Genomic DNA, 21,721 nt, shown 5'->3' on the forward strand with positions numbered 1-21,721 from the left:
AGAGGGAGAGGTCGCAGGTGACGAATCAAGAGACGACGGATGTGGTCGACTTTGAAGTCTCGAGAATGCTGGTGGGACTTTCGCACTCGCTCGAACGGCCGCTGGCGGCTTCGAAATCTTCGCTGATTTTCGAGTTCGGACCCGAGATCGAAACAATCCTGCGTGGAAACTGCCAACGCCTGGGTGAGACCTTGAAAAATCTCGTGAAAGGGGCGATTGCGTATCCAGATTACGGGAACGTTTTGATGGTGATCCATACGGAGCAGTTGGGGACGGACCGCGTACTTCTGAAGTTTGAAATCAGATCTTTCCACCGTCATGGACCGACTTTCCGCTTCTATGCGGGGCTTCCCCGCGCCATGACGCAAGAGGGCTTACGTCCATCGCCGGACGTTCGCGCGTAAAATTGACCGGCTCGCCTGACGATCCGGGTTTGCTCCTTGAATGAGGTCATTGGCCGCGTTAGACGCGGCCTTGTCGTTTGGGGGGCATCTTGAAATTTCTGAGCGTTTTTCTTCTCGTCTCATTGTCCGTTCAAGCTTGGTCGCGGACCATCGTGGTCAGCGACATCGATGACACTCTGAAAATTTCCAACGTTCGTAGTTTGGTCGGGAAGGTGCAGAATGCGCCGAGAACCGATCTGGTTTTTGCGGGAATGCCCGAAATCTTTCAGGCACTTCATGAACGCGGGGACGTTGAGTTCGTTTACCTTTCGAACGCACCGACTTGGTTGATGACCGAGGCGCACCAGACGTTTCTACGGGAAAATGCTTTCCCCTTCGGCCGGACGTTCTTGCGTCCCTTCGGGAGTGGCGCGACCACTTTTAAACGTGAAGTCATTGATCGTCTGTTCGCGGAAGAACCATCCGACACCGAATGGATTTTGATCGGCGATAACGGCGAGCGAGATCCGTTGGTCTTCTGGGATGTTCAGCAGGCTTATCCCGCACGTAAAGTGCTTGCCTACGTCCATGCCATCTACCCGGATAACGTGGAGCTGCAGGGATACTCGTTCAACCTGAGGCCTTATGGAAGCTCCTATGACCTGGCGGCGGAGTGGGTGGCGGCAGGGATACTGTCCCCGGAGCAGGTCGAGGGAGTTGAAGCCGTCGTGCTGCGCGCGCTGTTACGGGACCTGCGGGATGAGCCGACCTCTGAGCAGGCTTTCGCCCCTTGGACGAATTGCCACCCCGCCCTCAGTTTTGAGGGCCGTGTCTTCACGCGGGAATGGGTGGATTTGCTTTCCGTGGGCTGCGCGCTGGGCCGCTGAGGCCCGGATGGTCGCGATTACTGAAGGCAGTCGTAGCTCAATTCATATTGAGCCGGGGGCAAGGTCGTGCCGAACGTGAGGCGGCGGCCGCTCAGGTTGTAGCCCGTCAGCACATTGCCGTTCAGCTTGATTTCGGGAGCAGGGGATCCCGTCTTCGCCACGGGGTTACAGTCAAGGTTGATCGACCGGATTTGGTCGAGCGTCTCTTGCCCCATGCTGCCGAGTTGATTGCCGTAGTCCGACTCACAAACGTTACCAACGATCCCGCCGGTTTTTTTCGAAAGATCGGCGTAAGTGATGCCGTGGCTTTCGTTTCCATCTTTAGCCAAGCATCCCGAGTCACCCGCTTTGACGATAATCGAGTGAAAGCTGAAGGATTTAGACGGCCATTTCGTTTTCACGAGATTGATCAAGGAGTCCGGCTTGTTCCAGTCTTTCGTTCCGTTCGACGGGGTCTCGTCTGCATCCGAAACGACTAGAACCGAAAGCGCGGCGTCGCTGCGGAAGAAATTCCGAGCGCGTACGCTACTGGTTGCGGTCCATTCGGCGGGATTCGAAGTTCCGCGCGTCACCGCGACGTAAGCCGATCCGATCCCCTGTTCGTATCCGGAAATATAACCTAAATTTCCGTCGTAGTACTTTCCACCCGACTCCGTGACTTTGGTGAACTTGAGCGTATTTTCAAAAGCCGTTTGCGCGTTCGCGAAGTTCATCGAGCTATCGAGGAAGTAGGTTCCCGTGGGCATTCCGACGAAGTTGTGAAGATGGCCGTCAACCTCGTGGACCGGCGCGGTCTTACAGTCTTTCTTTTCGTCCGCGCAGCGAAGCGAGGTCGTGATCACGCCCACGCGCCAGTTCAGTTGGGCGTCTTTCAGCTTGCTCAGGAAGCTGCCGAAGCGGGCGCCGAGATTTTTGCGCTCGGTATCCATGGAGCCCGAGATGTCGATGACCACGAGGACGTCGACTTTATCGGTCGCGGTCATATTGAACTTCTGTTTCACGAGAGTGGTCGCCAGTTCGACGCGCCAGTCGACGTTGATCGAGGAGCGGTGACCATGAATGTCCTCGGCTTCGATCACGTATTGGTAGTTGCCGACGTTGGCGAGCGAGACGTTGACTGTCGCTTCGTCACCGCAGTCCGCGAGCGCCCCTTGGAATCCGCAACGAATGTAACGGAAATCGCTGGCGTCGGTGATCCGGTACTGGATCAACGCTTCCGCGTTGTGTCCCACAACCTCGTCGGGCGTTTTCAGCAACGCGATTGAAGGCGTATTTGAGTCCACGAAAAACGAATGCGAGATCGCGTCCGAGATCAAACCGACGCTGTCGACCGACTTGACGGAGACGACATGGATGCCGTCTTCCAGATCTTTCAGTTCGAGGGGCGAGGCGCAAGCCGCCTCGGGTTGATTGTCGAGCTTGCAGAGGTATCCGCTGATGGTTCCGCCGTTAGGATCGCTTCCCTGGAAGGAGAGGGATGCGTTGGCCACCAAAACCGGGCTTGAAGGTGTTTGCGTGAAAAGGATGCTGGGCTTGGTCGTATCAACGGTCCACGACGCACTGGCGGGGAGGCTATTGTTACCGGCTTTGTCGCGAGTCATGACGTGGAAGACGTGATTGCCGTCGCCAAGATTCAGTGTGGTGAAGCTTCCGGTGCAGTTTTGATAAGTGCCACCGTTAACGCTGCAGAAAGATTGTTGGACGCCGGCGCCGCCCTCGTCGGCGACGTTGAAACTGATCGTCACCGATGTGTCTTTAATACGGCCGACCGGGGCCCGCGTAATCGAAACGGTCGGAACCGTCGTATCGATCAACCAGGAATAATTTTGCGGCGAAGATCTGTTGCCGGCGCTGTCGATTGCCCGGACTTCGAAGGTGTGGCGTTGCGATGCAAGGCTATTCCGTGTGTAAGGAGGCGTACAAGGCGTGAAGGCTTCTGAGTTCAGGCGGCACTCGAACTTATCCAGCGCGACGCCTTCATCGATCCCCGTGAAGTAGAATGTGGCGCTGTTTTCTTTGGTCGGATCTTGCGGCGCCGGTGACCCGATCGCCACGGTCGGAGCGGTCAAGTCGACGGTCCACTCATTCAGAGATGCCGCCGAGATATTGCCGGCACGATCACGCACGCGGATCTGGAACTTGTGTTTGCCGGGACCGAAATTCGAGATATCAACGGGCGATTGGCAGACCTCGAAGGCGCCGTTATCCCGTCTGCATTCATAGGCTCCGGAGGCTTCGATACCGCTACCGTTGTCGGAGTCACGTCCGCTGAAAACGAATTTTGCGTTGCCATTTCCAAGGGTGCCGCTCGGAGCTTGCGACACGGTGATGGTGGGGGCAATGCGGTCCACCATGAAAGAGTCGCGTAATTTGGTCGAGCGATTACCGGCTTTATCGATGGCAACGATCTCCACGCTATGCGAGCCGTCGTTGAGGGAATGGGACTTCTGTCCGATCTGGCAAGCGGTAGTGAAACCTTCGCTGGAGTTACACTCCAGGGACGCGATTCCCGCGGCATCGTCTTCCGTTTTGATCTCGAAATAGACGGGGTTGGCATTGATGAAAGCTCCGGGCGTACGCGCGATTTGCACGACGGGTGGAGTTTTGTCGACTTTGATATCATCGTCAAAGCAGGGAGAGACGAAATTCGGGGTTTTCTTCGGCCGGTAGCGCGCATAGACGCGTCCGTCGGGATTACGCAAAGTCCAAGCTTTCACCGGGGCATAGGCTTCCCAAACGCCGCCCGCTTCGCATGTCGGATCGTCCGTTACGTACATTTCATCCGCGTTCTCGTGGATCATACGAAGAGTGAGGGCCTCATTGTTGGTGTATTCCGCGCCATCATTAATGATGACTCCCCCAAGGATCAGGGACTGCTTCAGCTCCTCCGTGGAGAGCTCGAAGTTCTGAAGCGCGTAATTGGCGCAGTTCGTATACGAAACTGCGACGATCGGAATCGCCAGCATGACCGAAAGTTTGACGGTAAGACTACGCATGAAAGCATTCCCCCACGTACTGAACGTTTCGGTAATAATAGAGAGCAATATAAGTGCCTGTGTCAGACTGAATCTTTGACAGGCGTCAAACTCCTATATTCTCGTAGAACAGTTCGACGTCTCGATAGGGAACGTCGAACTTCTGAAATCGCCCACGAGATCGACGCTTCAATTCGAGACGTCGTCAGGCATTAAAAAAGCCATCCCGGTAGGGATGGCTTTGGGGAAGCCCCGTGTAAGGCCTTAGTCGGCCAAACAAGAGTACTTCAGCTCGTTCGCGCCCGGAGGCAGGTTCGCGGCGAAAGTGATCTTCAGGCCGCTGACCGAGTATCCCGGAGCCGCGGCACCGTTCGAGGTGATGATCTGGACGTCGGGCTTGCCGTCGCCATTCGTATCGAGCGGAGCGCAATCCAGAGTCGCCGAACGGACCTGGTCCACGGTCGCTTGACCGATGCTGCCCAACTGGCCCGAGTAATCGGCGGCGCAGACGCTGCCCACGACCCCGCCGGTCAGTGCCGACATCGTCTCGTAGTGGGTCCCGTACTGCTCGTTTCCTTGCAGCCCGTTGGGACGTGCGTACAGACATGCATCATCCCCCGATTTCACGACGATCGAGTGGAAAGAGAACGCTTTGTTCGGCCAACGATCGCGCACCAACGAGACGAGATGTTCGGGACGGTTCGCGTCTTCGCCAGCACCGCGATATGTTTCGTGCGCATCCGAAACCAGGACCACGGACAATGCGGCGGCGTCGTCGCGATAGAAGTTGCGGTTACGCGAGTTCGGCTCATCCGATTGGTTCCAGTAAACCGCACGGGCGATCGAGTAGTAAGTGGAGCGGATACCTTGCTCCCACGAGCTACCTTCCCAAGTCGGGCGTTGTACCGTTGCGGCGAATGCGGCCTTCGCTTGCGCGTAGTCCATCGACGAATCGATATAGTACCGGTTCGTTCCCTGCATTTTGATCAAACGACCCCAACGCAATTCCGAGTCATAGTCCATATCAGTTGTGATCACGCCGACGCGCCAGTCGAGGCCTTGCAGCTTGTCGAGCAGCGATCCGAAGCGCGCCGCCATGTTCTGCTGTTCGTACTCCATCGAACCCGAGTTATCGACGACGACGAGGACGTCGACTTTATTGTTCGAGTTCACCGAGATGTTTTGGGCGACGGGTTTCGCTTTAATCTCGACTTTCCAACGGATCTCCGCGACGGTGCGGTTACCGAGTTGGTCTTCCGCTTCGATGCGCGAAACGTACTCGCCGACTTCCAGATTCAAATTGATGTTCAGTTCGGCCGCGCAGTTGTCCAGCACGCCATTCAGTCCGCACTTCACGGTTTTCACGCCCGAAATCGCGTCGGTGACTTGGTAGTGGATGGGCATGGGATCGCCCTTCTTCACGACCGAAGCGGGACGTTTCAGGATGTTGATTTCGGGACCCTGAGTGTCGACGACCCACTGATACGACTTCACGTCCGAAACGTTACCGACATCATCGTAAGCACGCACTTGGAACAGGTGCGAACCATCCACGACGTTGGAGTAAGTTTTGGGTGACGTGCAAGTACCGTAGCCACCGCCGTCGACTTGACATTCAATGCGGGCGATCGTTCCGCCGCCAGCATCCGTCGCGATGAACTCAAACGGTGCGACGTTGCTATTGGTCAACGAAGCGGGAGTTTTGGTGATGGTCACGACGGGTTTCTGAGTGTCGATAGTGTATGAGTGAGAAACGACCGAGCTTTCGTTGCCGGCGCGATCTTTCGCTTTGACTTCGAATTTATGCGTGCCGTCCGCGATGTTCGTGTACGACTTGATGTTCGAGCAAGACTCCCAAGCTCCCGAGTCGTGGCGGCAGCTGACCGATTCAATGCCGCTACTGGGTGAAGGATCGGTCGCATTGAACTGGAAGGTGACATTTTTGTCGCGACCACGGCCCGAGGGACCCGCGGTGATAACGACAAGGGGTTTCACGGTGTCGATCGTCCACTCATAGTTTGCGGGCGACGAGGGATTGTTCGCGCGGTCGTAACCGCGGACTTCTAATCTGTGCGTGCCATCGGGCAAGCTGACCGTGTCGTGGGGCGAGTTGCAAGATGTCCACGCCGAAGAGCTGCCGATACGGCACTCGAACTTCGTGATGGTCATGCCGCCGTCTTTGCCGGTGAACTCGAAGTTTCCGATAGGATCTTTCGAGAAAGCCGGAGGATTTTTAGTGATCTGGACCGACGGCGCGGTCTTGTCGATTTCCCATTCGTAAGTCGCGGGATTCGATACGTTACCGGCACGGTCGTAAACGCGAACCGCGTATTTATTGTCGCCTTCGGGAAAGTTCGCGGTGACGGGGCTTGAACAAGCCGCGAATGCGCCGCCGTTGACGCTGCACTCATACTTTTCCACGCCCGAAAGCTTGTCTTCGCCGACGAAAGCGAATGTCGAGCTCGAGTCCGAAGTGATTGCCGGGGGCGTCTGTACGAAACGGACGGTCGGTTTGGTCAAGTCGATGGTGAAGCTGTCGTCGATCGGCTCGGATTTGTTGCCGGCGCGATCGGTTGCGGAAGCGCGAATCGTGTGGACACCTTCGACCAGGACGTGCTGCTTCAGATTACAAGCGGACTTCTTCCAGAGCGCGTTCGCGTCGCAGTCGACGTTGCCGACGCCGGAAAGGTTGTCCGAATAAGTGACTTCGAAACGGAAATTGGGAGTATTGAAGAACTGGCCGGCCTGACGACCGAATTTCACGACGGGCGCGATATCGTCGTGGATAATCGAGTCCGCGTAACAGCCCGAAACGATTTCGGTCGATCCGGTTTCGCGATAGCGAACGAAGACTTTCCCTTCGGCATTGTTCGCGTCGAGCTTCCATTCCATATGAGGTTTGTAAGCTTCCCACTGGCCGCCGCTTTCGCAGTTGGGATCGTTGGTAATGTACATTTCTTCCGCGCTGTTGTGGATCAGGCGCAGGTTGACATCGACCTTATTCGTATAAGCCGCATCGTCGTTGATAACGATCCCGCCTTGATTGATCGCCAACTTCTTTTCTTCGGAGGACAATTCCATATTGTCGAACGCAACGTTCGAACAGTTGGTATATCCGATCGCGACGACCGGGATAGCCAATAGAATCGTGAATTTCATCATGAGCTGTTTCATCGTTCCCCCAAGAAAAACACGTGTTCACAAGTCTTTCACAGCAAACTCGATGCCTGTACCACTCTGGACGATTCTTGAGTGTATAGGCCTTATCTTCGCGCTTAAGAGTTCAACGTCTCATCCGAGACCGATAAACTCCTGATTGTGTTTATCGGTTGAACAGGTCAAAAGCCCAAGGGATTTGGGCCGTGAAAAATCGGTGAAAGCCTTTTTAACGTGAGTACGGCGGCGAAATGGTGAGGGCCTGAGCGCGCGCGTCTCATCCCGGTGCGAAGTGGTGATCAGAAGTTCGCCGCCGTCGATGGTGACTCGATTAAAGACGACGCAGGCTGAACTTCTCGACCATCGAGAGCACGCCCTTGGGAAGGTACGTGTGATAGTTCAAGCGAGCGTCCGCGACGACGACGCCCGCGATGCGTGAGCGGATCGCGGTGCCGAAGAAACGTCCGCCAACAAAGGACAGAGGAAATAGAACGATTTCGGCGGTCAGCTGGTTCTGCGCGTCTTCCAGTGCGCCTTCGGATCCCGGAGCGAGGAAGAGAACGCTGCCCGCGCGGGTCTTCTGCGTTTGGTAGTTTTGGTAAGCATCCATGGCGAAGTAGGCTCCCGCGATGATGCCTAGCGGGTACGCCGCGATTCCCGGCATGAGGAACGAAGCCGCCAGCAGCGGAAGACCGACGGCGATGGCCGTGCCCAGCGCGCGGTTGGACTGCGTATAGATCAGCGACGTCGCGAGTCCGCAAAACTTGGGTTCTTCCATCAACGCGAATTCCACGTACGCCGAATACTGCAGAATCGTCCCCACGATTTCGTCGGTGCGACCAGCGGAGTTTTCGATGAACCCTGGGACCGCGAGGTCGCGCAAGTAACTCGTCAGCAAGTTCTTCTCGATGGTCGCGTTTTGTTCAAACTCCGAAAAGGCCGCGATCACCTCGTCGACGGTGGGATCAGCGTGGGTGAAGTACTGCAGAAAGGGCGCGGCGGCCATGAAGCTGCGATACTGTTGGAAGTGTTGGAAGCGGACTTGAATCAGACTGGCTTTGATGACCTGTCGTTCGCCCCAGCTTCCTGTGTATTTCTCTTGCTTCCAGGCGGCGAGATGGTGACGAATGATCTCGTCTTCGTAAGACTTCAGGGTTTGCTTCGCCAGCGCGTATTCTTCTTGGTTCGTGCGCTCCCAGGACTTGAGCTTCACGGTGCCGATCGTGCGCATACGGTAGTTCGGCGTGGTATCCGTTTGACCGAAACCCGAATTAAGATCGCGGGGCGATTGCGCCACCGACAGGTGAAAACGGACATCCTTGATGAGTTGCGGGATTTGAAACTTCACGAAGGCTTGCAGTTCGGCGCAGTCCTCGGATCCGGCCTTCGCACCGCCGTGACATGCGCGCAGGTTTTCGACAAAGGTGAGATCGCGATCAAGTTTTTGAACGGCTAAATCGACGACATTCGACAGGAACGCGGCGGAGCGTTTTCCTTGAGCGTCGGCCTCGGGATAACTGCGTACGAAGAGCCCCGTGGACGGTCGGCCCTGCAAAGAGCCCGGGACTTGGCAGGCTTCGCTGAAAGGGGCCTTTTCCGGGGCGGGCGCGGGACGCGGACCGGTGCCGGGGCCCAAGGCCCAAACAGGCATGCCGAGGCCCACCACCACGCCGATGGCGAAGAGGGGAAGCAGAGCACGCCGTAGGGTGACCAGAGAAAGCGCCACGGGAAAATCCTCCGTGGGACCTTTGAGCAAGGCCCGTACCGGCAAAGAGGGGAGCGGCCTGCATTCTGTGAGAGGGGACGCTTTAGATTCCGTTTGCGAGGGCCGCAAAACCGGCCCTGTTCAAAAGTTGCTCAGGAGGGCTTCGGCGCGCGGGGGCGTTGGCCGCCGCGGCGGCGGCCCCGGCGGTGCGGTCCATCGCGCGGCGAAGGGGGGCCCTGACGTGAGAAGCGATACGAAATGATTGCGGGCACCACGATGGCCAAAAGCAAGAGGGCCAAAGAGACGGGGGGAATGGGCATGACGAAAGCGAACACGAGCGAAAGCACGCCGAAAACAATCATCCAGCGGTAATACAGGTCATGGGTCCGCCGCCAGACCGCACGATTTTGGTAATTCCAAGGGTAGCGAAATCCGATCCATGGATTCATCGGCATATGGCGCATCGATAATCCGAAGACGATCATGAATAAACCCATCGAAATGAAGAGCATTTCATTCATGAGAAGACGATCCGGATAAACGCTGGTCAGAATCAGTCCCGCCTGAATTCCCAGAAGTAAAATACCGATTGCGCCCAGGAATTTGCCGAGTGAAGGCGGACCATCGGGATCTCGCATCAATGCGGGATCCAGCTTCGCGAAGAAAGACATCAACACGATCAGAAAAAGGGACAAACCGGGAAGAATGAAAAGGCCGACGGCTTTCGGCGCTTCACGATCGGCTTGCCCTTGGATGTCGAAATGAATGGGAACTTGCTCGGGCATTTGCTTCCAGAAAAGAAGCGGAAGCGCGAATGACAGAACGGTGAGTAGCAACGCGGGAATCGAGGGGCGTAACAAAGCCTTCATGGTATGGATTCAAGCACAATGAAACTGATCTGTCTTCCCGCATTTTCTCGGTCGCGGCGATGGGAGTGAAGTTCCTCGCTGCGATAGGTGTCGACCTCGAGGGTTTGGATTTGCAAATCCTTAATGCCGCATTCGCCCGCTTGCGCACGGAGGATTTTTTCCAGATCGATGCGGTACTGATCCTCGCCGATGGTTTCGATGATTTGCGTTGAGGCTAAGGCCGTCGACGCTTGCAAAAGATCGCGAGCGTCGTCGCGAACGACGAAGGATTCGCGTCGGATGTGGGGGCCAATCCAGATTTCAATTTTCGAGGGATCCCCGGTTGCTTCGATCGCGCGCTTTAAGCCATCGACGAAGATACGCTGGGCGACGCCTCGCCACCCCGCGTGCAGGGCCATGGCGAAACCCGGCGCCGTAATTAACAACGGCACGCAGTCGGCGGAAATCGAACATAAGGCGAAACCGGCGGTCCGTGTCCAGGATCCGTCCGCATCGACTTCGTAGTCCGTCGGTTGAAGATTCTGTTCGACAATGTGTTTGCCGTGAACTTGTTTCGTCCGCAGAAAACGGTATTGAGGAAAATGCGCCTTGAGTTCGGCGAGCGCGGAGTGACGATTGCCGAAGAAGACCGTCAACCCGGGACGACGGGCGATCCAACCCGACGAGTGCTTTTCAAATCTCATCAGGCGCCCTCCATAGTTTGAGTTCTTGCAGGGGCGCACGTAAATCGTCAGGCCAATCTTTACGGAACGAGAGCTTTTTGCCGTGGATAGGGTGGACGAAACCGAGCTCAAAGGCATGCAGCGCCAGACGGGGAATATGCGTGAGTATTTCTTTTTCGAGGTTCGAATAGCCCGAGGTCGCAGGGGATTTCAGATAAATGGGATCGGCCACGATCGGTGAGCCCGCTTCGCTGAGGTGGACACGTATTTGGTGGGTGCGCCCCGTCTCGAGTTTGAGCACGAGCAGACTGAGGCCGCTCGCGTTGCGTGCGAGCGTGCGGTAGTGCGTTCGCGCCCACTTTCCGATTGTCGTTTCGAGCCCCTCTTCGCGAAGGATTCGCCCCGCAGGATCGCGAAGCGATGCGAAGCGCTTGCGGTCTCCGGGATGGCGGGCCAGATAGCTTTGGATCGATCCTTCCGTAGGAAGGCCCCGTGCCATCACGAGTGCTTGGTAACGGCGATGTACGCTACGCGCTTTGAATTGAGCGACGAGTGCATCTTGCGCGGCACTGGTCTTTGCGACGACTAAAAGACCTGACGTGTCTTTATCCAGGCGATGAACGATGCCGGGGCGATTCTCTCCGAATTGCATTTCGAAATCGGCGTCCATTCCTAGGAGCGCGTTCACCAGCGTGTCCTGCGTGTGGCCCGCCGCGGGATGGACGACAAGTCCCGCCGGCTTGTTGATCACCAAAAGGTGATCGTCGTCGTAAAGGGATTCGAGTTCGATTTTCAGGGGCTGGAGATTCGTGGGTTCAGGCTCTGGGAGACGGACGCGAAAGACTTCGCCCGTCGAGGTTCGGTAAGAACTTTTGACCGTTTTGCCATTTAACGAAACGAGACCTTCGCGTAACAGATGTTCCGCTTTCGAGCGTGAGCCGATTTCAGCATGCGAGCCGAGAATTTTGTCGATTCTCTGGCCCGCATCGGCGTCCGCGATGGTGAGGTCGAAATCAGGCTTTTTCACCTGCGCCTTTGAACACGCGCATGTAGGAGTCGGCAACCTTTTTGTCGTCGAGGTTCAGCGTGCGGCAGACTTGCACCAGATAGCCGCGAACGAAAACCGGGGCGGGAAGATTTTCCCGCTCCATCTTCTCGAGCGCGTTCAGGTAGAAGGGCGTGATTTTGGTGATTTCCGCCAATTGCTCCAGCGAAACCTTTTTGTACTCACGAACCTTCTTCAAGAAGTCGCCGCTCCAATTCGATTGGATTTTGATTTCTTCCTCGAACGTTGGATTCGCTTCGTACTCCAGTTTGAAACGCTGGATTTTGGGAAGCTGATGCGACTTGTTCGTCCGGCTTTCCTGCAACAGGTTGTCGTAAGCGACTTTCGACGTATCGACGACGCCTTTCACAAGTTTCTCGTCGTACAGGGCGCGCAACGAACGATTGCCGAGAACGGCGTAAGCCTCTTCGACTAAACGTAGGTATTCGCGCGCTTCTTGCTCCGAGAAGATCGTGTAAAGCGCGGGGTTCTGTCCCGAGTAGGTCGCTTTCGCTTTATTGTAGGCATCAGTGATGTCGTTCTGAGAGCACTGAGGACTCAATTCCAGAATGTCGTAGTGATTGAACTTCGTGTTCATCTCCATAGTAAGGAAATGGTAACACGACCTAAATCACGGCGCGAAGGGGATTTCCGTGCAATTCGTCGCTCAGCAGGCGGCGAGACATTTTCAGGAATTGTCCGGCCAGGGGCGAGAAGGGATGTTTATGTAGCATCGGCTCGCAATCGCGGAACGACTGCCAAACGGCGTTGTCGTATTGAAGCGATCCCAAGAAATCGATGCAGAAGTCGAAGTAGTGGTGGCAGACCAAACGAATCGACGGACCAAGGTCCAGGTCGGCTTCGGCGCGGGTTTGATTCACGATGAGACGAATCGGATTCAAAAACGCCGGATGATCTTTCGGCCAAGTCCAACCCGTTTGATTCATTAAGAATTCCCGGAACGTGATCTGTCCGGGGCTATGAACCTTGCGGTATTGCTCGAGCGCGGTCTTCAGCTCTTTCAGGTGGACGGGCGAGTCGTCCTTGCGGATCGAGTACAAAAGATAGTTCTCGATCAAACGGTAATTCTTTTCGATGCAAGGGGGCTCGGGAGTCGTGACGAACATGCGTTCGTCGCTCAGCTTCATGAGCTCAAGATAGACTTCCTGCGAACCTGGACCAAGGTCGAAGAGGATTTCGTTGAACGGCAAGGTACGGCACTCTTCGATCAGACGACGGACGTCGGCGATCGTGCGTTCACCGGGGCTCGCGGTTCCTTGGATAAACGACAGGCGGGGGAACATCGACGTATGAACGAGATCGGCCAGCTTAGACTGGCCGCTGAAGAACATATCGATGTTGTGGGCGCGGGGAGCTTCACCAAGGCTGGTGTGCAAGTTCGGACCGCTGAAATCGAGATCGATCAACAGCACGGATTGGCCGAGCTTCGTGAGCGTGATGCCCAAGCTCGATACGACGAAGCTCTTTCCCACTCCGCCTTTACCTGATCCGATCGACACGATCCGGGTCGACATGCTGCAATCCCCTCGCATTACTTTATCTTCGCCTTTTCTTCGGCTTCCGATCCACGGAGATAAAGGGGGGTTTTCGATTTCCAGTCATGAGTCCATAAATCTGGACCGGCATGAAGGGCCAACTGGGCCAGACTTTCGACGTCCGGCAGTTCGCGTTTCAGAGGGAAATTGAGTTCCGACAGGACCGACATCTTGGTGAAGGCGTCGCCGACGAAAGTGAATTGAGAGGGGCCGATCGCGCGCGCGCGGAGATCCGCGGCGAAGTCCTCCGCGGTCACGACATGCGGGGCGCGAACTTCGCGACCCGCATGAAATTCCGCGGCGTAGACCAGATTGCGAAAAGCATTGGCCCCGCAAATGACCGACCCCGGTAGACCCGCCGCCAGAATCTGGCTGCTGGTCGCCGTGAAAAGTGGCGTCCCGTTGGCGTAAACGAAGCTTTGCGCGAGCTGGAACCCCACCCGCAAGCCCGTGAAACTGCCGGGGCCGAGGTCGACGGCGATGCCGTTCAGATCGGCGGCCGTCATGCCATTTTGACGGAAGAGCCCATCGATCGAAGCGTGAAGCCATTCACTATGCTGTCGGGGATTGGGGTTTTCGAGAACGAAGGGCCGTCCATCAAGGAACAGCCCTAACTGCGCCCGCACCCCACTGGTGGTGAGTGCGAGGAGTTTCATCACCAGAATCCGAAGATACGGGAAACGTCGTTGAAGAGCGCGAAGACCATCAGGCTCATCAGCACGAACAGGCCGATCTGCTGCGCGATTTCCATTTTGCGCATCGATACGGGGGCGCCACGCAGCGCCTCGATCGTGTAGAACAGCAAATGGCCGCCATCAAGGACGGGGATCGGGAGCAGGTTCAGGATGAACAAGTTGACCGAGATGGCCCCCATCATCGTCAAGAACGAGCCAATGCCGATCTTGAACGTCTCGTGCGCCGCTTGGCCGATGGAGATCACGCCGCCGATATTTTTCGGAGAGATTTTATTCTGGATCAAACGCACGAACGACACGACGGTCATGACCGTGACGTCAATGGTGCGATCCCAGCCGCGTTTCAAGACGTCGACCGGACCCGCCAGTTGCAGGGTGGTGAGGTCCGGAGCACTCAGCTCGATCCAAGGAACGATGCCGATCGTGAAACGTTTCTCTTCACCGCCTTGCATGTTCATTTGCGAGGTGATTTCGGGATTCACGGTGAATTCGATTTCTTCGTTCCCGCGCATGACTTTGAAAGGCAGACCGCCTTCGCCCTTGTAGCCTTTGACCGAGCCCAGAACCTCTTCCCAGACGAGCGGAGTCGTTTCCCCCACTTGCAAGATGCGGTCGCCGGTGCGCAGTCCGGCTTTTTCGGCGGGCGATCCGGGAATGATTTTGAAAAGGTAAAGTTCCGAGCTTTCGATTCCAAGTACGCCGACGCCCGAGAACGAGCGTGAGTTCAAGGTGTGCTTGACGGTTTCGTCGGCCTTGCCGTCCATGTCGTGATCGCGCTCGATGGTCAGGACGATGTCCGCACCCTGGTGGGGGACCATCAAAGGATCCAGGTCGCGGTAATGTTTGACCTCGACGTTGTTCACCATCTTGATGCGATCACCGGTTTTCAAGCCGGCTTTCTCGGCGGGCGTTTTCGCGCGGATACCGAGGATCGGGGACTTTGAGTAGTACGTCATGCCGTCCACGTCGCCGATCCATTCTTTCATGGAAAGAATGTTCGGATTCGGGCGGCTTTCCGGAGTGATGCTGATGGGCATGGGTGTTTCGAAGCCGGTCCGCTTCAGGGAGACTTCCACCGGTTGTCCGATCCGTGAGGTCAGCCCGGTTTGGAAATCGTCCCAGGTGCTGACCGCGGTGCCCGCGATCGAGACGACTTTATCGCCGGGGCGGAAACCAAGTTCATAGGCTTTCGAGTTCGGCGAAATGTCGCCAATGATCGGCGCACGCACGTCTTCGCCCATGTACGCGACGACGGTGAAGATCAAAACGGCGAAGAAGAAATTCATCAGCGGACCCGCCAGAACGACCGCGATCCGTTGCCACACGTTTTTGTGCGTGAAGGAATACTTCTTCTGCTCGGCATCGATATCGGAGTTCAACTCGTCGCCGAACATCTTCACGTATCCACCCAGCGGGATCAGCGAGATGGCGTAAACAGTATCGCCGCGTTTGTACTGCAGGATCTTTTTGCCGAAACCGAGGCTGAAAACCTCGACCCGGACGCCGCACCACTTCGCGACCATGAAGTGTCCGAGCTCGTGAACGAAAATCAAAAGTCCCAGCAGCAGGATGAATGCGAAGACTGCCGAGAAGCCTGTCTGGACGTAACCAAGAATGATATCCATCGCTTGATTGTAACTCGCGCCCGAAGGTGACGTTAGGAAAAACTCGGTCGAGTCGGGGCGTCTAGGAAGCGAGCGAGAGCTCAATTAAAATGGCGCCGGCAAGCATCACCGGTGAGGCGAAAAGGACGCCATCGATGCGGTCCAACACGCCGCCGTGTCCAGGCATGAGACGCCCCGAATCTTTTTTGTTGGCGACCCGTTTCAAGAGCGATTCGAAGAGATCTCCCATTTGTCCCGCCAGTCCAGTGAGCGCCGCCAAAGTGAGGACCGGCCACGTGGGAAATTGGGGATAGAACTGCAGAAGCGCCACGCCGGCGAGAACGGAGCCGATCAGTCCGCCTAAAGCGCCCTCGACGGTCTTCTTCGGGGAAATCGCGGGCATGAGTGGCGTGCGGCCAAGCAGCATTCCGGAAAGATACGCGAGAGTGTCACCGGCAAAAACGAAACCGAGCATTCCCAGAAACCAACCGTAACCGTATTGCAGATGCGTGATGTTGACCGTGAAGCCGGGCAGAAGGCCCATGTAGAGAAATCCTAGAATGCCCTTCGCCTGAAAGACGCTGAGGGCCGTGATCGAGCGAAAGCGATGTTGCAGCCAAAGCGCGCTACTGAAGAATAGAATCGAGACCAGCGAAAACGCGAGCGCGGAATAAGGGAGCGAAAGCGAGGTGGTCACGAACACGAAGATGACCATCAGGAAAAACAGCGATTTGATCAGCAGTGATTCTTCCGGCAGGAAGAGGATGCGGACGAGTTCCCGCGTGCCGAGTAGAACAGCGCCGATCGTGAAGACCCTTAACGCATCGATATGATAGAAATAAACGGAAACAGAAAGGACGACGAGGGCGACGATTGCGGACGCGGCGCGAATCGCGAGGTTCTTAAGCTTCGACTTGTCTGTTGTTGGCAGCGACGCGGCCATAACGCCTTTCACGAAGATTAAAATCCGCCAGGGCCTCCATCAGATGCTCGGCCGTGAAATCAGGCCACAACACCGGCGAAAAGTAAAACTCCGAATAGGCCGCCTGCCAGAGCAGGAAATTCGAAAGGCGCGACTCACCGCTGGTGCGGATGATGAGATCGGGATCGCGCAGTTTTGCGGTCTGCAGGTTTTCCGAAATCAGGGTTTCGGTGATCTGGGCGGGTTCGATTTGGCCCGCGGCGACCCTTGTCGCGATCCGCTTCACCGCTTCGGTGATTTCGTTTCGTGAGCCGTAGTTCAGCGCGAAGATCAATTTCAGACCCGTGTTGTTCGCGGTGCGGGCTTCGGTCTCACGGATGATTTTCATCAGATCCGCGGGGACCCGGTCGGGTTCGCCGATCATCGAGAACTGGATGTTCTCTTTCACGAGGGTATCCGATTCGCGATCCAGATAACGTTTCAGAAGGGACATCAGGAAAGAGACTTCAAGCTGCGGGCGCAGCCAATTCTCGGTGCTGAAGGCGAAAAGCGTCAGTGCGCCGATGCCTTCTTCGGCGCAACGGGTGATGATTTTCTTCGCCACCCGGGCGCCTTTGATATGTCCGAACGTACGGGGACGACCGCGCAGCTGGGCCCAACGCCCATTGCCGTCCATGATGATTCCAATATGTATGGGATCGCGGTCGGTCGAAGATGCTGACATGGGTCAATTGCAATCCTGACCCCTTACAGAGTCAAGATGCTCTTTTCCTTTTCCTCCGCGATGCCGTCGACTTTTTTGATGTTGTCGTCGGTCATCTTCTGGATGTCGGTCTCGAGTTTCTTCGCTTCGTCTTCGCTGGTGAGCTTGTCTTTCAAAGCCTTTTTCACTTCTTCGTTGGCATCACGACGGGCCATACGAACCGCGACGCGCGTTTCTTCCACGATTTTTTTGACCTGTTTCACGAGGTCTTTACGGCGCTCTTCAGTAAGGTCGGGAACTTTCAAGCGGATGACTTTCCCGTCGTTCATGGGAGTCATGCCGATGTCGCTCTTCACGATCGACTGCTCGATCTCTTTCAAGACCGAAGCTTCCCAGGGCGCGATCAGAAAGCTTTTCGCGTCAGGGCACGAGATCGCCGCGACTTGGTTCAACGGAGTCGCGTTACCGTAGTAGTTCACTTTGATATTATCGAGCATCGAAACTTGCGCACGACCGGTACGAACTTTTTTGAGTTCGTTTTGCAAAGCATCGATCGCTTTGGTCATTTGCGCTTGGGCTCTGGTTTTCACGTCACTCAACATAAAGGCTCCTTGTTGCAGAGGAAAATATCCTAGATCACCAGTTAAATAACCAAGGTGCCGATGGTTTCACCCTGAACGGCACGCAAGATATTACCTTTGTTATTCAGATCAAAACTCAGGATCGGAAGTTTGTTGTCCATGCAGAGGCTGACCGCCGTCATGTCCATCACCTTCAATCCGCGATTCAAGACGTCGATGTACGAAATCTTGTCGAATTTCACCGCGTCCGCGTGCTTCACGGGGTCCTTGTCGTAGATGCCGTCGACCTTTGTCGCCTTCATCAAGACTTGCGCGTTGATTTCCATCGCCCGCAAAGCGGCGGCGGTATCGGTCGTGAAGTAGGGATTGCCGGTGCCCGCGCCGAAGATCACGACACGGTTTTTTTCCAAGTGGCGCATCGCCCGACGACGGATGTAGGGCTCGGCAATTTCGGCCATTTGGATCGCGGTTTGTACGCGCGTGGGAACGTTTTCTTTTTCAAGAGCATCTTGTAGCGCGAGCGCGTTGATCACGGTCGCGAGCATTCCCATGTAGTCGGAGCTGGCGCGGTCCATGCCCTCGGCCGAAGCCGCGACACCGCGGAAGATGTTGCCACCGCCGATCACGATCCCCATCTGGACGCCGGCCCGATAGGCTTCCGCCACATCGCCCGCGATTTGTTTGATGGTCGTCGTGTTGATCCCGCTACCGGAAGCGCCGCCAAGGGCCTCACCACTCAATTTCAGAAGAATGCGACTGTATGCGAGTTTCAAAGGGAGTTCCTCGGTTGGGACGGAAGGGAAAAACGACCGCGCGCGGGAAGCCCACGCGCGGTTTCAAAAACTTAGTGGCCGCGAGCTTGCGCTGCGACTTCTTCGGCGAAGTTATTCGCCTTTTTCTGAAGACCTTCACCCAGTTCGAAACGGGTGTAGCGCTTCAGTTGGACGTTATCGCCAGTCTTCTTGCCGACTTCCGCGATATAGTCTTTCACTTTCAGGTCGGGGTTCTTCACGAACGCTTGTTCGGTCAGGCTGCTTTCCGCCAGGAACTTGCGGATTTGACCTTCGATGATCTTATCCAGCATTTCGGGCTTTTTGCCTTGCTCGATCGCTTTCGCTTTCAGGATCTCTTTTTCCTTCGCGACGAGTTCCGCGGGGATTTGGTCCGCGGTCATCGCTTGGGGGTTCATCGCCGCGATGTGCAGGCAGATGTCATTCGCCAGAGTGCGAACGTCATCGCCGCCCTTCGCGGTTTCAAGATCCACCACCACGCCGATTTTGCCGTCGCCGTGGATGTAGGTGTGGGTCAAGCCGGTCGAATCGTAACGAACGAAGCGACGCAGAACGAGGTTTTCACCGATCTTCGCGATCGACTCTTTCAGCGCTTCGCCGACGGTTTGACCCGATTTCAGCTTCGCGTTCGTGAGTGCGTCCACGTCCGCCGGAGGAGGATTCGTGGTCGCGATCAGGTTCGCCACTTCCGCGACGAAGGCTTTGAACATGTCGTTCTTCGCGACGAAATCGGTTTCCGAGTTCACTTCGACGAGGACGCCGGTTTTACCGACGACCGTCGCGACGACCATACCTTCCGAAGCCAGGCGGTCCGACTTCTTCGAAGCCGAAGCCAAACCTTTTTTACGGAGCCATTCAACCGCAGCTTCGAAGTCCCCTTTGGTCTCTTCGAGAGCTTTTTTGCAGTCGAGCATACCAGCCGATGTCTTTTCGCGCAGATCGCGAACTTGTGCAGCGGTTACGCTCATGTGTTGTCTCCTTCGGGAGTTTCTTCTTCAGTCTTGGGCTGTTCGAGTTCGGCTTCGATCTCGATTTTTTCAGCCATACCTGCGGCAACCAGTTTACGGCCTTTGTTGACCTTAACAACGGCGGGACCAGCGGAATCCGCTTTCGGAGCGGCCGCCGCTGCGGGAGCGACTTTTTCAGGACGCGAGGGAGTGCGGCGACGGGGTTTTTCCGAAGCAGCCGCTGCGTCTTTATCGAAGACTTCTTCCGAACCTTTGTCGGTCGAAGTGCGGATTTTCGATTGGTACTCGGCCGCACCTTCCAGGTACGCCTCAGCCATCAAGTTCGAGAACAATTTGATCGAACGGATCGCATCGTCGTTGCCGGGGATCGGGTATTCGATCGCTTCGGGATCCGAGTTGGTATCCGCGATCGCGACGACGGGGATGTTCAAGCGTTGTGCTTCCGCGACGGCGATGTGCTCTTTCGGCAGATCGACGACGAACATGCACGCGGGAGCTTCTTTCATGTCTTTGATACCGACGAGGTATTCATTCAGACGGAGATATTCTTTATCGAGCTTCGCGCGTTCTTTTTTGGTGAAGAACTCGAACTCGCCTTTTTCTTTCATTTGGTCGATACGGCGCAGGCGCTCGATCGATTGGCGAATGGTTTCGAAGTTCGTCATCATGCCACCCAGCCAGCGCTTAGTGACGTAGAACTGACCGCAACGTTGAGCCGCTTCTTGGATCGGCTCGATCGCTTGCTTCTTGGTTCCGACGAAGATCATTTTGCCACCGCTCGCGGCGACTTCTTTGACGTACTCTGCAGCTTTGTTCGCACGAACAACGGTTTTCTGCAGGTCGATGATGTGAATTCCTCCGCGTGCTGTGTACACGAAGTTCTTCATCTTGGGGTTCCAGCGTTGAGTCTGGTGTCCGAAGTGGACGCCAGCATCAAGCATCTCTTTCATGGTCACTTGTGCCATGGGTTCTCGCTTCCTTTTCTGGTTATGCCTCCTCTGGGACAGGGACCTGACGGACGGTGAGCGTTTCGAGAACTCACTTGAATCAGGTTTCACAAGCTTTGGTTTCCGCCGAATTGCAGGAGCCGCAGCCACCAGTGTTATCCACAGAGTGCGTTTTAGTTGGGGGTAGGGCTAACACGGGGAGGGGGTCTTGTGAACCCTGTCCCCGAGGAAGACTCAGCGCGTTAATCTGGGCGTTGGCGCGAGCCAACAGCAGCCTAGCGGGCGACGCGGGGAACGGGGGGCAGGATCTCGAGTTTCGCCGTCGACTTCGAATCGATATAAAGGCGTCCTTTGATCTCTTCGACCAAGCCCTTTTGAACCGTCGTCCATTCGGGCAGATCTTGAATATTTTGACCGGCTTGCAGCTCGGGAAGCGGCTCGGGAGTGGGCGGGCGGACTTCGAGAAGTCCTCCCTTCACTTCGAAGTTCCAAGCTTCAGGGTCGTTCGAAAAGCTCCAGGTCTGCTCGGGAGCCGCCGTGACGGCGATTTCACCCTTTTTGAGGACGGCTTCTTTCATCCGCTCGGCGGAAGCGGCCTGGTAGTCCTCCGCGTGTTGGAAGAAGTAATAGAGGGTTCCGCCCATGGCGGTAAGGACGACGAGACTCAGACCAAGGAGGAGTGCTTTCATGCCCCGGGTTTTTGCGCTAACACCAGGGGAATGTCACGCCAAACCCTACCCGCGCCCCGTCTCTTGAAAATGACGGAGGCCGCCGCTCTGACCACTCTCGTCAACTCTGCTTACCGCGGTGAAAGCTCTGAAAAAGGGTGGACCACCGAATCCCATCTTTTGGGAGGCCAACGTATTGACGAGGCCAAGGCGACCTCGCTGGCGGCCGCCACCGCGAACTCCAAAGACACCAAAGTTTTGGTCTGGCCCCATGAGGACGGATCGCTCGAGGCGTGCGTGCTGCTTGAGCGTCATGGAGACCTGGCGTACCTGGGGATGCTCACCGTGAATCCGGAGCGTCAGAATGGGGGCTGGGGTCGCGAGATGCTCGCGCAGGCGGAGGCTTGGGCCGTGGCCGAATGGAAAGTCGAAAAGATCGAAATGACCGTGATCAGCGTTCGCGACGAATTGATCGCCTGGTACGAACGTCGCGGTTATCAACGGACGGGTGAAACGCGCCCGTTCCCGATGGCGGATGCGGCCTTTGGTTTACCCAAAGTTCCGCATCTCGAATTCGTCGTTATGGAAAAACTCGTAAAGTAGA

The 21,721-nt window shown here is 56.2% G+C and carries 20 protein-coding genes; 3 read left to right on the plus strand and 17 right to left on the minus strand.

Annotation, left to right across the window (positions count from 1 at the left end; translation table 11 throughout):
* The first annotated feature begins 17 nt into the window (after positions 1 to 17).
* Both KF767_15720 and KF767_15725 read left to right on the plus strand, forming a co-directional pair.
* Complete coding sequence (locus tag KF767_15720) at positions 18 to 404, plus strand: hypothetical protein (GenBank protein MBX3019334.1); 387 nt, start codon at positions 18 to 20, stop codon at positions 402 to 404.
* Between the two features lie 89 nt (positions 405 to 493).
* Complete coding sequence (locus KF767_15725; protein MBX3019335.1) at positions 494 to 1,270, plus strand: DUF2183 domain-containing protein; 777 nt, start codon at positions 494 to 496, stop codon at positions 1,268 to 1,270.
* Between the two features lie 17 nt (positions 1,271 to 1,287).
* Here KF767_15725 and KF767_15730 read toward each other — a convergent pair whose 3' ends face one another.
* From KF767_15730 to KF767_15810, 17 genes are all read right to left on the minus strand, one after another.
* Positions 1,288 to 4,266, minus strand: a complete 2,979-nt coding sequence (locus KF767_15730) for a VWA domain-containing protein (protein MBX3019336.1) — start codon at positions 4,264 to 4,266, stop codon at positions 1,288 to 1,290.
* Positions 4,267 to 4,509: 243 nt separating this feature from the next.
* The gene (locus KF767_15735) at positions 4,510 to 7,419 is read right to left on the minus strand and encodes a hypothetical protein (GenBank protein MBX3019337.1); all 2,910 of its coding nucleotides are present in this window, start codon (positions 7,417 to 7,419) and stop codon (positions 4,510 to 4,512) included.
* Positions 7,420 to 7,732: 313 nt separating this feature from the next.
* On the minus strand, positions 7,733 to 9,127 hold the full coding sequence (locus KF767_15740; protein ID MBX3019338.1) for a hypothetical protein: 1,395 nt from the start codon (positions 9,125 to 9,127) through the stop codon (positions 7,733 to 7,735).
* A gap of 131 nt (positions 9,128 to 9,258) precedes the next feature.
* Positions 9,259 to 9,975 (minus strand): DUF1648 domain-containing protein, encoded by a 717-nt coding sequence (locus KF767_15745; protein MBX3019339.1) that lies wholly within the window; start codon positions 9,973 to 9,975, stop codon positions 9,259 to 9,261.
* The gene (locus KF767_15750; GenBank protein MBX3019340.1) at positions 9,972 to 10,658 is read right to left on the minus strand and encodes a polyphenol oxidase family protein; all 687 of its coding nucleotides are present in this window, start codon (positions 10,656 to 10,658) and stop codon (positions 9,972 to 9,974) included. The genes KF767_15745 and KF767_15750 overlap by 4 nt, the downstream gene beginning before the upstream one ends.
* Positions 10,648 to 11,664: an RluA family pseudouridine synthase gene (locus KF767_15755; protein ID MBX3019341.1), complete on the minus strand. Its 1,017-nt coding sequence runs from the start codon at positions 11,662 to 11,664 to the stop codon at positions 10,648 to 10,650. Before KF767_15755 ends, KF767_15750 begins: the two co-directional genes overlap by 11 nt.
* Entirely contained in the window at positions 11,651 to 12,280 is a 630-nt protein-coding gene (locus tag KF767_15760; GenBank protein ID MBX3019342.1) for a helix-turn-helix domain-containing protein, read from the minus strand. Before KF767_15760 ends, KF767_15755 begins: the two co-directional genes overlap by 14 nt.
* Positions 12,281 to 12,308: 28 nt before the next feature.
* Positions 12,309 to 13,217: a P-loop NTPase gene (locus KF767_15765; GenBank protein MBX3019343.1), complete on the minus strand. Its 909-nt coding sequence runs from the start codon at positions 13,215 to 13,217 to the stop codon at positions 12,309 to 12,311.
* Between the two features lie 17 nt (positions 13,218 to 13,234).
* Positions 13,235 to 13,894, minus strand: coding sequence for a tRNA (adenosine(37)-N6)-threonylcarbamoyltransferase complex dimerization subunit type 1 TsaB (gene tsaB / locus KF767_15770; protein MBX3019344.1), 660 nt, complete (start codon positions 13,892 to 13,894; stop codon positions 13,235 to 13,237).
* The gene (gene rseP / locus KF767_15775) at positions 13,894 to 15,558 is read right to left on the minus strand and encodes an RIP metalloprotease RseP (GenBank protein ID MBX3019345.1); all 1,665 of its coding nucleotides are present in this window, start codon (positions 15,556 to 15,558) and stop codon (positions 13,894 to 13,896) included. Before rseP ends, tsaB begins: the two co-directional genes overlap by 1 nt.
* A gap of 61 nt (positions 15,559 to 15,619) precedes the next feature.
* Complete coding sequence (locus KF767_15780; protein ID MBX3019346.1) at positions 15,620 to 16,480, minus strand: phosphatidate cytidylyltransferase; 861 nt, start codon at positions 16,478 to 16,480, stop codon at positions 15,620 to 15,622.
* Complete coding sequence (locus KF767_15785; protein ID MBX3019347.1) at positions 16,440 to 17,183, minus strand: isoprenyl transferase; 744 nt, start codon at positions 17,181 to 17,183, stop codon at positions 16,440 to 16,442. The genes KF767_15780 and KF767_15785 overlap by 41 nt, the downstream gene beginning before the upstream one ends.
* 23 nt (positions 17,184 to 17,206) lie before the next feature.
* Positions 17,207 to 17,764: a ribosome recycling factor gene (gene frr / locus KF767_15790; protein MBX3019348.1), complete on the minus strand. Its 558-nt coding sequence runs from the start codon at positions 17,762 to 17,764 to the stop codon at positions 17,207 to 17,209.
* A 41-nt stretch (positions 17,765 to 17,805) separates the two neighbouring features.
* Complete coding sequence (gene pyrH, locus KF767_15795) at positions 17,806 to 18,516, minus strand: UMP kinase (GenBank protein MBX3019349.1); 711 nt, start codon at positions 18,514 to 18,516, stop codon at positions 17,806 to 17,808.
* 71 nt (positions 18,517 to 18,587) lie between these two features.
* Entirely contained in the window at positions 18,588 to 19,502 is a 915-nt protein-coding gene (locus tag KF767_15800) for an elongation factor Ts (GenBank protein MBX3019350.1), read from the minus strand.
* Positions 19,499 to 20,467 (minus strand): 30S ribosomal protein S2, encoded by a 969-nt coding sequence (gene rpsB, locus KF767_15805; GenBank protein MBX3019351.1) that lies wholly within the window; start codon positions 20,465 to 20,467, stop codon positions 19,499 to 19,501. The genes KF767_15800 and rpsB overlap by 4 nt, the downstream gene beginning before the upstream one ends.
* Positions 20,468 to 20,724: 257 nt before the next feature.
* Positions 20,725 to 21,138 (minus strand): hypothetical protein, encoded by a 414-nt coding sequence (locus KF767_15810; GenBank protein ID MBX3019352.1) that lies wholly within the window; start codon positions 21,136 to 21,138, stop codon positions 20,725 to 20,727.
* 69 nt (positions 21,139 to 21,207) lie between these two features.
* On the opposite strand from KF767_15810, the gene KF767_15815 reads away from it, so the two are divergent.
* A complete protein-coding gene (locus KF767_15815; GenBank protein MBX3019353.1) occupies positions 21,208 to 21,720 on the plus strand; it encodes a GNAT family N-acetyltransferase in 513 nt (170 codons plus the stop codon).
* Position 21,721: the final 1 nt, after the last annotated feature.

It is taken from the genome of Pseudobdellovibrionaceae bacterium (assembly GCA_019637875.1).
Lineage (GTDB): Bacteria > Bdellovibrionota > Bdellovibrionia > Bdellovibrionales > Bdellovibrionaceae > JAHBUW01.